This window comes from Nostoc sp. (assembly GCF_036917415.1).
GTDB lineage: Bacteria > Cyanobacteriota > Cyanobacteriia > Cyanobacteriales > Nostocaceae > Nostoc.
Genome location: NZ_JBALDJ010000044.1, coordinates 72,753 through 85,962, shown reverse-complemented (window position 1 = coordinate 85,962; position 13,210 = coordinate 72,753). Strand labels below are relative to the sequence as shown.

The window sequence follows — 13,210 nt, the reverse complement described above, 5'->3', positions numbered from 1 at the left end:
AAACTTTTGACTGCTCAACCATAAATATCTTAGTATTTTGCAGAATGGCGATTTATTTTAGCCAAAAGCAAGATGACAAATCTTTTGCAAACCGAACGCTTGATCGTTCGCAGTTGGATACCCGAACGCGATGCCGAACAAGCGTTTGTAATTTATAATGACCCTGAAGTTACGCACTTTCTTGGTAAAGCTTCTCGCGTCACTAGCATTGAGTCACAGCGTCAGCGCTTGATTGAAAACAGCGATCGCTCCCACCGACGCAATAATGGTACTGGATCTTGGGCAATTGTCGAAAAGGAAACTACAACAATTGTGGGAACTATTCTTCTGTTACAATTGCCCGACAAAGATGGTTTACCCACTCTAGATTATGAGGTAGGCTGGCACTTGAGGCGAGCTTCTTGGGGTAAAGGGTATGCAACAGAAGCAGGACAAGTTATGCTCAACTACGGGTTTAGTGTGCTGAACTTGCCAGTGATTTATGCCGTAGTGAAGCCAGAAAATCATGCTTCAATCCGTGTAACTCAAAGACTGGGTATGAAACCAATAGGGCGAACAAACAAGTATTACGGTATTGAACTACTCTTGTTTCAACTAGATGCACTTAAAGAGTGCAGGGAGAACAAGGGAGCAGTTCTTGAGCAGAGGGTAGGGGGGCAAAGGAGTGGAGTTCAAAGACTCGTCGGCGAGTATTAAAGACTCATTCACGAGTATCAAAGACTCATCGGCGAGTATCAAAGACTCATTCACGAGTATTAAAGACTCATCGGCGAGTATTAAAGACTCATTCACGAGTATCAAAGACTCGTCGGCGAGTATCAAAGACTCATTCACGAGTATCAAAGACTCATTCACGAGTATCAAAGACTCATCGGCGAGTATCAAAGACTCATTCACGAGTATCAAAGACTCATCGGCGAGTCTCAAAGACTCATCCCCTATTTCCCATGCCCCATGCCCAATGACCAATGCCTAATGACAAATGACAAATGACAAATGACAAATGACAAATGACAAATGACAAATGACAAATGACAAATGACTAAAAAATGGTTCCGAATTGGGATGGTGAGTGTATTTCTTCTCTCACTCGCTTTACGGTTTTGGGGACTGGAGCGATTCAACACTCTGGTATTTGATGAAGTTTACTTTGCCAAATTTGGTAATAATTATCTTACGCATACGCCATTCTTTAATGCTCATCCGCCGCTAAGTCAATATATGATTGGTATCGGCATTTGGATTGGCAGTCACATTCCTTTTTGGCACGATACGGTGAATGGGCTGACAGGTTCATTGCGATCGCCTTGGACTTATCGTTGGTTCAATGCCCTCACCGGCTCATTTATTCCTGTAGTTGTGGCTGCGATCGCTTATCAGTTAAGTTATCGTCGTACCTTTGCAATACTTGCAGGATTATTCACAGCTTGTGATGGTATTTTTTTAGTTGAGTCTCGGTATGCTCTAAGTAATATTTATATCGTCATTTTTGGTTTGTTAGGGCACTGGTTTTTATTATTGGCATTAGATAACCAAAATCGGCGACGTTCTTTTTGGTTAGTTTTTGCTGGCATTGGTTTTGGTGCCTCAGTCGGTACTAAGTGGAATGGTTTATGGTTTCTATCAGGTGCTTATCTAATTTGGATAGTAGCTTGGGTAATTCATTTAACATATTCTTTTGCTAACCTCAAACTATTTTTTACATCCCCCTTATTAGAGCAGAAGGCAGGAGGCAGGAGGCAGGAGGCAGAAGTCAGGAGTCAGGAGTCAGGGGTTAGTATTTATTCTCCTTCATCTCAGACACCACTACAAAACTTGACTCAGCTCAATATTTTTCAGATGCTGTTTTATCTAGGAATCATCCCAGCTTTTATCTACAGTATCATCTGGATTCCTCATCTTCAACTAGATAAAACTTATGGATTTATTGCAGTACATCAGCAAATTTTGAAGTTTCACTTACATTTAGGGGGAAATAGTCCTAACGTACATCCTTACTGTGCTGCCTGGTATAAATGGCCTTTGATGACTCGACCAATGGCATATTATTATCAAACGGCTGAAAGTATCACTGAACCATTACCTGTGATGGGCCCGCCTTTACCTGCCGGTGCTGGACAAGTTATTTATGATGTCCATGCAATGGGCAATCCATTTTTGTGGTGGTTTGGTGTCGCTGCTATGTTGTTTTTAATAGGGATGCTGGTGTTACAAGCGGTAATTCCTTGTGTGAAAGAAAAGCGTTTTTCTATGCCTGCAACCCTGAGTGTTGATACTTGGATTGCCTTATATTTAGTTATAAATTATGCTGCTAACTTATTACCTTGGGTGAAAGTGACAAGGTGCGTTTTTATCTACCACTATATGTGTGCAGTAGTGTTTGTCTTTTTAGCGATCGCTTGGTTTGTCGATCGATGTCTTTGCAGTTATTATCAACAACTCCGGGCGCTAGGTGTCACCATTACTTTTATTATTGTGGCTGCTTTTATTTTCTGGATGCCCATTTATTTGGGTTTACCCCTCTCTCATGAGGGTTATAAATTGCGGATGTGGTTCAACTCTTGGATTTGATGAATCAACTACTATTGATACATTTTACTGTCAGAAGTAGCATTAATACTGTTAAGTTGTCCGATAGCACCGATGACGGTTTCAACAAAATCTTTAAAAGTGTCAGTTCCAATTGCACTTTTTTGGATAACCACTGGTCGGATTATTACAGGTTGTCCTAAACTGCTGTAGTCAACAACATCGTTACTATTTCCACCAGTAATCGTATCATTACCTGCACTGTACTTAATTCTGGGCTTTAAGTCCCTCTTTTTGAAGCAGATTTAGAGTAACGCTTTCCTAAGGAACAAGGCAGGAGGCAGGAGGCAGGAGGCAGAAGGCAGAAGGGAAGAGGATTTGACTTGTTTCTTCCATCCATAACGGAAGCGAGCGCGTCCGTAAACAGCTTCCATCACTCTCTCCAGAGTAAAAAACAATAATTCCTGCTAAATAAGACTTTCAGGCAAAACTGATGATTTTAGCCATAATGTTAGAAAACAAAGCTCTAAACCTATGGCGGTTCTCGTTTGAGTGCAGTACAGTTTTGACCTCACTTCCATTCCTCTCTCCTAAGAGGAGAGAGGCTTTGAATCTTACTCCCCTTCCCTGCTAGGGAAGCAGGGTGGTTTCATACAAGCAAAGAAAAATTAAAACTGGGTTTCAAAGCCTCTCCCCCCGTGGGGGAGAGGAATGGAAGTGAGGGAAAAAGCCATGCCACTTTCACGAGAAATCAAGACTTATGTATTTTTCTTTTTTCGTATGAAACCACCCTGCCCTTCCCTGCTAGGGAAGGGGTTGGGGGTTAGGTCTGTATTGGACTCAACTGCAAACCGCTATATATAGGAATCCTATCTGATTTCTGAACAGGATTTCAGATGAAACCCTTATAAAACAGACTTTTTAGTCTCAGTATTTTTTAAAAACTCAAATCGGAGTCCGATCATTCGTGAGAATTAAGGTCAGGTACTATTTGTCAATAAGCAATAATACTTAAAATATCGCTAGAATCGGGCTAAAATTGGGGTTGAAAACACAATTTTTGAGCAGGCGATGCCTACGGTTTTTGCTAGCCTACGCGTAATTTTGATACGCATCTTTTATTCTTATTCCATTGGTTCAGTACAAGAGTTAACTTCATACCTCTGCTTGTTCCAAATTTTCAGCATAATTTTTAATTGACAAACGTAATATTATTTTAACCTCTCACCGATGGAGTCTTATATATCCTTTTGAATTACAAAAGTATTTTACTTGTAAAGAAAATGTACAGTGATTGTCGTATTCAGCCTAACATTTCATAAAAGTTTTACGGTTAATTTACCGAATTCACATATATGATTTGTAGCTTGATATATACCTGCCATACAATACATATAATACATAAAAATTGTGCGTTATTAGGGTAATCACTAGCCCCTAAATAAATTGGTTTGTGAGTGCTTGAGAAATTATATCCCAAGCACAAGGCTTTTATGCGTTTACAAAACTAACAATTTTACGTTTATGTCTGACTACCAAGGTAAACCTGAAACTAACTACTTAAGTGGATGTACTGGTAAGTATTTAACAGCGTTTCAGCGGAAACTGTTATTACAAAATTTGCAAAAAAGTTTACTTGAATCCTACCGCCAACGCATTGAAATCATCTTGTTGGCAGATGAGGGAAAAACTCAAACGGAGATTTGTCAAAGCTTGGGATGTTGTGCAGCAACAGTACGACATTGGACACACATAGCCCGAACTGGGATGGCGCACCAATGGCAAGATTGCCCCCTTGGTCGCCCGAAGACAGTAAATGACGAGTATTTACAACGTTTGAAAGAACTGATTAATAGTAGTCCCCGCGATCATGGCTATTCTTTTCGACGCTGGACAGCAAACTGGCTAGGCAAACATCTAGCAAAAGAATTTGGGATTGAAGTGAGCGATCGCCATATCAAGCGATTGCTCAAACAGATGGGATTATCCACACTACCAAAACCCAGCAATTCGGAAGCAAACAGCAACAAACAAGCTCAGGGTTCCAAAATTTTGATTAGTGACCTCAAATCCGCAGTTCTTCCCGATGATACCGAATTTTTACCTATTAACTTTGCAAAATTAGGAAAAGATTTAGACATTTATGGCGCAAGATATATCCACTCAGTTAGTAACTCTGCAACTGTTCAACAATACTCTGGGTTATTCTCTTTCGACAGAGGAATTTCAACACTGTCTTCAACAAATTAAATTTATCAATCCGAAAGTTGGCAAGTTCTGGCAAGGAAGCGATGCCAAAGTGGGTATTTATATTGCGATCGCTGGTAAGGTCAGATTGCTAGATAGCGCCGATGAGTTAATTGCCACTTTGGAGGCAGGTGACTCATTTGGGGAATTTACCTTATTTAAGGAGGGTGACTTTAAACCTTACGCTGCCAGGGCTTCAGTAAACTTGCAACTATGCTTTGTTCCGGGTGAAGTATTGTGGCCATTAATGGCTAAATATCCCCAAATTCGAGAGCATTTATGGGCTAAGGCGCTATCTCGTAACCCTCAACAGGTGGACTCAGATAATTCCCCATCTGACTCAAAACGTGTGCATGAAACGAAGATTATGTCAACCCCAGCAGTAAAGCCACGCGAGAAAAAGATTAGCAAAGCCTATTTTCCCAATTCCACGCAGCGAGTGGGGCATTTATTACAGCGTGTGATTCGGCGCTATCCGTTTTTTGCCCAACAGAGTGGATCGGATTGCGGTGCAGCTTGTTTAGTGATGGTGTCTCGCTATTGGGGGAAAAACTTTAGTGTAAATCGCCTGCGGGATATCGCCAATGTTGACCGCAATGGCTCGTCACTGCGGGGGTTATCGGCGGCGGCGGAAAGTATTGGGTTTGCCACGCGACCGGTGAAAGCGAGTCTTGACCAATTGGCGAAGCAAAAATTGCCTGCGATCGCCCACTGGGAAGGCAAGCATTACATCGTTGTCTACGAAATCACTCCTAAACAAGTGATTGTGGCAGATCCTGGTATTGGTCAACGCACCCTCACCCACCAGGAATTTAAAGCCAACTGGACTGGCTATACACTGCTGCTGCAACCCACAGCCTGGTTAAAAGATGCCAAAGAGACTACAACTCCTTTTTGGCAATTCTTTGAGTTAATCAAGCCTCACTCTTTAGTAATGCTGGAAGTGTTTGTTGCTTCCTTATTTATCCAGATTTTTGGACTTGTTACTCCCCTATTTACCCAGTTAATTTTAGACCGTGTAGTGGTGCAGCGTTCTGAATTAACCTTAACAGCAGTGGGGTTAGGGTTACTGATTTTTAGTTTATTCCGTGTAGGGATGACGGGGTTGCGGCAATATCTGTTAGACCACACGGCGAATAAGCTCGATTTAGCACTGATTGTAGGATTTATTCGCCATACCCTGCGGCTACCCTTGAGTTACTTCGAGTCGCGTTATGTGGGGGATATTATCTCTCGTGTACAAGAAAACCGCAAAATTCAACGCTTCCTCTCCGGTGAGGCGTTGTCCATCCTGCTGGATTTAGTCACTGTCTTTATCTATTTAGGATTGATGTTTTGGTACAGTTGGAAAATGGCACTGCTGGTGTTAGTGATTATACCGCCTTTTTTGCTGCTGGCATTGATTGCCACACCTTTTTTACAAAAGATTTCTAGAGAAATCTTTAATGCTGTTGCTAATGAAAGTAGCTATCTAATTGAAGCCCTTTCTGGTGTGCGAACGGTTAAATCCACAGCAGTAGAACAGACAGTGCGTTGGCATTGGGAAGAGTTATTAAGTAAGGAAATAAAAACTAACTTTTCCGGGCAAATTATCAGCAATCGCCTGCAAATATTCAGTAACACAATTGAAGCAGTGGTAACTACAGTATTGCTGTGGTTTGGGGCGTACCAAGTGATTCACAACGAGTTAACTATTGGGCAATTGGTAGCATTTAATATGCTGCTGGGAAATATTATTAGACCCTTCCAACGATTAACAGTTTTGTGGAATCAATTGCAAGAAGTAGTGATTGCGGTGGAACGGATTAATGATGTGTTGGATGCGGAACCAGAAGAGGATTTGCAGCATCAGGCGCGGCAATCTTTACCACCCATTCAAGGTAACATTCGCTTTGACAACGTGACGTTTCGCTATCACCCTGAAAGCGATATCAATGTTTTGGAAAATCTCAGTTTTGAAGTCCACAGTGGGCAAATGGTTGCCCTGGTGGGACGGAGTGGTTCGGGGAAAACCACGATTTCTAAGCTGGTTTTGGGGTTATATCCGCCCACAGATGGCAAAGTGTTGATTGATGGACAGGATATTACCAGTCTTTCGTTGCGTTCTCTACGCGAACAAGTTGGGGTAGTTGACCAAGATACCTTTTTGTTTGGCGGAACGATTCGGGAAAATATTAGCTTGGCACATCCTGGGGCAACTTTAGCAGAGATTATTGAGGCGGCGCGATTGGCGGGTGCTGATGAGTTTATTAAAAAGTTACCTATGGGTTATGAAACCCAGATTGGTGAAGGAGGGGGGATGTTGTCTGGAGGACAGCGACAAAGAATTGCGATCGCTAAGGCGTTGTTAGGTAATCCCAAGCTGTTGATTTTGGATGAGGCGACTTCCCATCTGGATGCAGAGTCAGAAAGGATTATTCAGACGAATTTAAACACCATTCTTAAGGACAGAACCACCTTAGTAATCGCCCATCGTCTTTCAACTGTGCGTCATGCAGATTTGATTTTGGTACTGGATCGCGGCGTGTTGGTTGAGAGTGGGACTCACCAAGAGTTGATGGCAAAGCGGGGACATTATTTTTATCTCAATCATCAGCAGATGGATATTGCGGGGTGAAAGAAGAGGACAAAGAGGAAGCTTTTCTTGTCTCCCAAAATCCAAAATTGATATCAGGAAAAATTATGCCAAACACATTAAATGGAAGGGTTCAAACCCAAATCTATGAGGTAGAACAGCACGAGGAAATTTTAAGCGAACAAACACCAGCTAGAGCAACTGATGATTGGGCTTACGCAACCAAGGATTTACTTGATAGCTTACCTCAAGTTTGGACAAGGGGATTACTGTATTTTTTGGTGGTGTTTGTGTCGATTATTTTACCTTGGGCGATGCTATCTAAGGTGGATGAAACGGGTACGGCAAGAGGACGACTTGAGCCAAGGGGAAAGACAGTTAGGCTAGATGCTGCTGTAGCCGGCACTGTTGCCGAAATTCGGGTAAAGGAAGGTGATTCAGTTAAAGTTGGGCAGACTTTGTTGGTGTTGGAATCGGAATTAGTTAAAGCGGAATTGCGGCAGGTACAGGATAAATTGGAGGGACAATTAAATCGACTTTCTCAGTTAAATTCATCTAAAAGTCAGTTAGTTGTATCTTTGACAACGCAGCAGCAACAAAATCAATCTCAACAGTTAGAAAAGCAGGCTCAAATTGACCAAGCGCGACAGAATATGAATACTCTTAGGAATTCTTATGATTTACAAAAAGACGAAAAATTAGCTCAAGTCAATCAGGCACGGCAAACTCTTGAGCATAGTCAAACAGCTAATAAGTTAGTAAACAGTAGTTTAGCGAGTACCGAGCGAGAAGTTGAACGCTATCGCAGTCTTTGGCAGTCAGGAGTTGTTCCAGAAATTAATGTTGTCCAGAAGCAAGATATAGCTAAAGACAAGCAACAGTTATACGAACAAAATCAGTCAGATATTCAGCAGGCTAAACTACGTTTGGTAGAACAACAGAGTAGTTATGAGCGGACTATTCGGCAAGCAAATGCAGATATTGAGCAGGCACAGTTGCGACTGAAAGAACAGGAAAGGAGTTATCAGACTTTAACTCGTTCCAGCAAGCTGGCTCTGCTAAAAATCGACGAACAACAGAAGAATTTAGAGACAGAAATTACTACGCTTCAGGCAGAAATTGCTCAGAGTAAGAGTCAAATTGTCTCCTTAAAGTTTCAGTTAGGACAACGAGAGTTAAGAGCCACCGTAAATGGTAGAGTGTTTCAGCTACCGATACAACGGGCTGGGTCTGTGGTGCAGCCTGGAGCAATGATTGCGGAGATTGCACCCCAAGGTTCGCCTTTAATAATTCGGGCGCAAATGGCGACATCTGAGAGTGGTTTTTTGCGAAGAAAATTGCCAGCAAAGTTAAAATTTGATGCTTATCCGTTTCAGGATTATGGAATAGTAGAAGGAGAATTGTTAGAAATTTCTCCTTCTACTATAGAGGTGGAAACAGCTAATGGAAAGGTAGCAGCTTATGACTTGGAAATTGCCCTAAAACAAAATTGTATTCCCTCAGCTAATAAATGTATTACCTTGCGGCCTGGGGATACAGCGACAGCTGAAGTAATCGTGCGCCAGCGTCGGATTATTGATTTTCTGCTTGACCCATTTAAGCAGTTGCAGCAGGGTGGGGTGAAATTGTAGAGCGATCGCGGTAATTATGCATTTCTAAACCTAACGTCCCTTTTTTATTTCACGTTTAATTTCGTCTACTTAATTTAGGAGTAACATGATGTCACAAACTATCACGATTACTAGCGAAGATATTCTTGCTCAAGTCAAGCTATCCTGCAAAATTCCTGAGATAATTGAAGAGATTGTTAACCGCAAGTTTGTTGAAAAAGCCGCAGATGAGGCGGGTATCAAAGTAGAGATTGAGGAACTTCAGCAAGCAGCAAATAAATTCCGATTAATGAATCAACTTATAAATGCTGACGATACCTGGGTATGGCTGGAAAAACATCGTCTTTCTTTAGATGATTTTGAAAGAATTGTCTACAACAGCCTTATTTCTACCAAATTAGCTGCTTATCTGTTTGCGGATAAAATTGAACCCTACTTTTTTGAAAACAAACTGAGCTATGCTGGTGTGGTTATGTATGAGGTTGTCTTAGATGATGAAGACTTGGCAATAGAACTCTTCTACGCCATTCAAGAAGGTGAAATGAGTTTCTATGATGTTGCTCACAAATACATCCAGGATACGGAATTACGCCGAAAAGGGGGATATCAAGGAATAGTCAAGCGCAAGGAGTTGAAACCGGAAATTTCTGCTGCTATTTTTACTGCTAAACCACCACAGTTACTCAAACCAGTTGTGACATCTTCGGGAGTACACCTAATTTTGGTAGAGGAGATTATTCAAGCAGACTTGAATAATTTATTACGCCATAAAATTTTTTCAAACTTATTTTGCGACTGGCTAAAGCAGCAAATTGCTCAAGTTGAGATTGTCAGCAACATTGACTCTATCAATCAGGTTTTTGGCATTTAGTTGTTCTTGAGGTGCATAAAGAATGGGTGTCTGCACCAGTTTAGCAAACAGTTTGCTTGTGCTCAAGCCGATAATAAGCAGACCAAGACAAAAAATCTTGGTCTGCACTTTCAAGGGTTTCTTATGGATGCTTAAAAGTGATAGTAACTTTTAGTTGCTAATAAATCACATCTAGGATTACCAATACAGGCATATCCCACTCCATAGAAGTACGATTCCACCATTTGCTTGTCCAGGTGCAATAGCTCCTCCAAAAATGTCTCCTATTTCCTGTTCTTTTAGGTCATTGAAAAAGCTTTCGGAATCCATAAATAGGTTGCTACCAACGGGACATAGGTTAGAGATTGTAATGTTAGTCATTTGCAAATTACCTCTTAAGTAAAGTTGTTTCAGTTAAATATTTTGTCTATTGCTATTACGACTAACAATCCACATGCTTCTGAAGAGGCAATAGCATACTCTGCTGCAACATAAAGAGCAGGCGTAATTCCTCCTTGGATATTAAGCTCTTCATCAGATAAATCTTTCATGTAGCTCTCATAGTCAAAAAACAGATCATAACCAGTGGGACGTAGGTCAGAGATTGAAATGTTAGCCATACTCAAATGTACTCCTAAATCAATATCTTTAAGTTGTGATTAGACTGTGAATCACCTTTTTCTATTATCTATTATTTAATTTATTATTTTAATATTGTATTTTTTAAAAAAGGATAGAATTAATGCATTTATACACCAGCTTTTTATCAAATTTACTATATTATTTTCAAAAAGATAGATGTCCAGCATTTTATTAGTAAAAAAACCAGCTATTGGATGATTAATATGAAATAATTATGTCTCTTTTTTTTGATTTATTGCTGATTTTATTTCTACCAATTAGAAAACCCAATAAAAAATCAGTCCAAGAATCCTCTTAGACTGAACGATAAAAATTTAGGGCTATTTTATTCTGACGATAAAAGCAAACCCCATGCTATTCGCTACAATATGTCTCACTCAGGTGAGATGTGCCGCAAACTGCGCGATCGCTTTCCACAGCCGCTCTAAAATTTACTCTCTCGTCAATCCCTGAGAGTCGCAGACGCTCTGCGTTGGTATTCAAACTATAGACTGATCGCAACTCCTAAATGGTTACATTGGCAAAAATGCGTAGGCGTTGGCGTAGCTTCTCGTAAATAAGCCCGTCGTAGACATCGCATCAATTGTGTCAATTATATGAGTCTAATATACTCATATTGTACTTACCAAGCTAATTCCTAGTTATGAGGTAACATGACTACGCTAATATCATCTAATCCAGAAATGGTAGAAACCAAGCGGCAGAACTTTAACATTACTCCAGAACAAAAAGCAAAGCTCAACTGGCTACGTGATGCGATCGCGATGTTATAACAGTCAACGAAGTAATCAAATTCTCAATGATTTGTTTGATGAGTGGATTAAGCAACAAATTTAGCTAGTTTAATTGGTGAGGAATTTTTACTCATATAGTTAAATAGATGGATTTACAAGTTAATTTAAAAAGTCAGTTTGACTTACTGAATTTACTCTTTTAATGTTATCAAAAACCCCTCAAATTTGCTGAGGGGTTTATTAGTCTAGTTTGTATCTCCCTTTAACCTAGTATAAATGGAGTTAAAGTTATAATAATAATAGGTGTTATTCCGCCTTTAATGCTGAGAGCATCGCTTTCTGACAATTCTGTTAAGCGATCCAAATAGCTTTCGGAATCAGAAAAGAATTCGCTGCCAGTCACGGATAAGTTATCGATTTTGATTGTAGCCATTGGTTTATCTCCTTTGAGATTTTCTATTATTATGTTTAACAAGTATTAGCTTATATTTTGCCTAACTCCTGTAATTATATACTTGCACTTAAAATCTTTAAAAGCAACTTTTGGAAGTATTTTTTGAGGACATAATTGTTTTAATTTTGACCCAAGATAAAATAAAAAATGTTTGATATTATTGAAGTCGCTAATGTTAGTTTTAACATAAAATAATTATTTGTAGTTATATAGTTTTTCATTATTGTATTGATTGAAAATACTAAAAATTTTCTTAATTAAGTAGGTAAGAATAAATCAATGTATGTTGGCTTATTATTGAGGTCAATTTTAAAGATCCGCGCTGCGTTATCTGGATTAGGATACCCCGTGTATTCTCCTACATATAAAGCATCATCAGGGTCAGATACGATCGCATCTGACCCTGATTACATTCCAATAGTTACAACTTTTTCAACATTTTTTTAGTTTACTTTGGAATGAAAATTTTACAGTTCTAAAAGTGTATAAATATCTTCAGAATTGGCATTAAGATATGAACGCTGCAATTCGATTCCCAAAGAATAAAATTGCTCAATTATAGCCCTCATTCGCCCCTCAATTGACTTATCCCCTTGATACCAAGCTTCCAGCAATCCATTCGCCACAATCTGACAGCGATTCATCCCAAAGCTTTCCTGAACACCAAACTTTTGGTCTGGTTCTTCTGCCAACCCTAACCCTGGTGCAAGTTGCATCGTGAATAGCGGTACTTCTGGCTGAAAATGCGATTGGTTTTCTGCATAGACACCCTCAAGGACTTGCCGGACAGCTTCATAGTTACCTTTTTCAAAGTACAGTACCCCTGAATCGTAACGCTTGTAGTCATCTGGGTTATACAACACCTTAAAGTGGAAGAAAATGGGAATGACATTCAACCGATGCGTCAGGCTACTCATCACTGCCACTGCACCTTCTGGGCTGAAATTAAAGTACACCCGTACCAGATTTTTATGGCTTTCAGATGCAACATTGCTAACTGCCATGTAAAAGCCATTTTGCATCAGATTCTTTGGCATCTTGATAGCCACAGAATCACCTACCACAGCTGCCACTTCAGTAGATTGAAGATGCTTATTCCGTTCAATATGCAGTCTCAAACCGCCTTTAGTCACAGCTAAACTGCCATCACTTTCTTCTCTCAAAACAGACCAACCACGGTCAAAGTAGCCCTCTCCAAAATTACTTTCATGCAATCGCTTATAAAACCCCACATCTACCCCTAAAACAGTATTATTCTCCAAATCTAGGGGCAAACCATTTCCCTCTCCATCTAGTGCCAACGTACTTTGCATAGAACCGTTGTAATAGATACCGTAAAGAAAAGTCCGCAATTGCAGACTCAGATATTTCTGTTGCATCTGGGTTGGCATCTTCTGAAAACGTTCAACTGCCTCAGATGGTAATTCCAAAGGTTTGTAATCTGGATGGTGGATGGAAAAATCAGATTTTATTTCAATTTTTTGAACAATATCTTGCAAAACATCTAGTAATTGCTCAGTTAAACCAGTTTTTACCTGAGTTTGAGGAGAATTTAATAATTGCATAACT

The 13,210-nt window shown here is 40.1% G+C and carries 10 protein-coding genes; 6 read left to right on the top strand and 4 right to left on the bottom strand.

Annotation, left to right across the window (positions count from 1 at the left end):
- The first annotated feature begins 72 nt into the window (after positions 1-72).
- The 6 genes from V7K41_RS07765 (at position 73) to V7K41_RS07740 (ending at position 9,832) form a co-directional block, all read left to right on the top strand.
- Entirely contained in the window at positions 73-696 is a 624-nt protein-coding gene (locus V7K41_RS07765) for a GNAT family N-acetyltransferase (protein WP_334846966.1), read from the top strand.
- Between the two features lie 342 nt (positions 697-1,038).
- Positions 1,039-2,571 (top strand): dolichyl-phosphate-mannose--protein mannosyltransferase, encoded by a 1,533-nt coding sequence (locus tag V7K41_RS07760; RefSeq protein WP_334846964.1) that lies wholly within the window; start codon positions 1,039-1,041, stop codon positions 2,569-2,571.
- A 1,482-nt stretch (positions 2,572-4,053) separates the two neighbouring features.
- A complete protein-coding gene (locus V7K41_RS07755; RefSeq protein WP_334846962.1) occupies positions 4,054-4,779 on the top strand; it encodes a helix-turn-helix domain-containing protein in 726 nt (241 codons plus the stop codon).
- Positions 4,673-7,393 carry a peptidase domain-containing ABC transporter gene (locus V7K41_RS07750; RefSeq protein ID WP_334846961.1) on the top strand — a complete coding sequence of 907 codons (2,721 nt, stop codon included), beginning with the start codon at positions 4,673-4,675 and terminating at the stop codon, positions 7,391-7,393. The genes V7K41_RS07755 and V7K41_RS07750 overlap by 107 nt, the downstream gene beginning before the upstream one ends.
- Before the next feature lie 65 nt (positions 7,394-7,458).
- Complete coding sequence (locus tag V7K41_RS07745; protein ID WP_334846959.1) at positions 7,459-8,982, top strand: HlyD family efflux transporter periplasmic adaptor subunit; 1,524 nt, start codon at positions 7,459-7,461, stop codon at positions 8,980-8,982.
- Between the two features lie 88 nt (positions 8,983-9,070).
- A complete protein-coding gene (locus V7K41_RS07740) occupies positions 9,071-9,832 on the top strand; it encodes a peptidylprolyl isomerase (protein WP_334846957.1) in 762 nt (253 codons plus the stop codon).
- A 177-nt stretch (positions 9,833-10,009) separates the two neighbouring features.
- Here the strand turns inward: V7K41_RS07740 and V7K41_RS07735 are convergent, their stop codons facing one another.
- From V7K41_RS07735 to V7K41_RS07720, 4 genes are all read right to left on the bottom strand, one after another.
- Positions 10,010-10,192, bottom strand: coding sequence for a hypothetical protein (locus tag V7K41_RS07735; protein ID WP_334846955.1), 183 nt, complete (start codon positions 10,190-10,192; stop codon positions 10,010-10,012).
- Positions 10,193-10,221: 29 nt separating this feature from the next.
- Complete coding sequence (locus tag V7K41_RS07730) at positions 10,222-10,431, bottom strand: hypothetical protein (RefSeq protein WP_334846953.1); 210 nt, start codon at positions 10,429-10,431, stop codon at positions 10,222-10,224.
- Positions 10,432-11,449: 1,018 nt separating this feature from the next.
- Positions 11,450-11,620 carry a hypothetical protein gene (locus V7K41_RS07725; protein WP_334846951.1) on the bottom strand — a complete coding sequence of 57 codons (171 nt, stop codon included), beginning with the start codon at positions 11,618-11,620 and terminating at the stop codon, positions 11,450-11,452.
- Between the two features lie 488 nt (positions 11,621-12,108).
- A complete protein-coding gene (locus V7K41_RS07720; protein WP_334846949.1) occupies positions 12,109-13,206 on the bottom strand; it encodes a T3SS effector HopA1 family protein in 1,098 nt (365 codons plus the stop codon).
- Between the last annotated feature and the right edge of the window lie 4 nt (positions 13,207-13,210).

Bases quoted from the DNA above. Each gene is read 5' to 3' on its own strand.
- V7K41_RS07765 (WP_334846966.1), top strand. From the start codon at position 73: ATGACAAATCTTTTGCAAACCGAACGCTTGATCGTTCGCAGTTGGATA.
- V7K41_RS07760 (WP_334846964.1), top strand. From the start codon at position 1,039: ATGACTAAAAAATGGTTCCGAATTGGGATGGTGAGTGTATTTCTTCTC.
- V7K41_RS07755 (WP_334846962.1), top strand. From the start codon at position 4,054: ATGTCTGACTACCAAGGTAAACCTGAAACTAACTACTTAAGTGGATGT.
- V7K41_RS07750 (WP_334846961.1), top strand. From the start codon at position 4,673: ATGGCGCAAGATATATCCACTCAGTTAGTAACTCTGCAACTGTTCAAC.
- V7K41_RS07745 (WP_334846959.1), top strand. From the start codon at position 7,459: ATGCCAAACACATTAAATGGAAGGGTTCAAACCCAAATCTATGAGGTA.
- V7K41_RS07740 (WP_334846957.1), top strand. From the start codon at position 9,071: ATGTCACAAACTATCACGATTACTAGCGAAGATATTCTTGCTCAAGTC.
- V7K41_RS07735 (WP_334846955.1), bottom strand. From the start codon at position 10,192: ATGACTAACATTACAATCTCTAACCTATGTCCCGTTGGTAGCAACCTA.
- V7K41_RS07730 (WP_334846953.1), bottom strand. From the start codon at position 10,431: ATGGCTAACATTTCAATCTCTGACCTACGTCCCACTGGTTATGATCTG.
- V7K41_RS07725 (WP_334846951.1), bottom strand. From the start codon at position 11,620: ATGGCTACAATCAAAATCGATAACTTATCCGTGACTGGCAGCGAATTC.
- V7K41_RS07720 (WP_334846949.1), bottom strand. From the start codon at position 13,206: ATGCAATTATTAAATTCTCCTCAAACTCAGGTAAAAACTGGTTTAACT.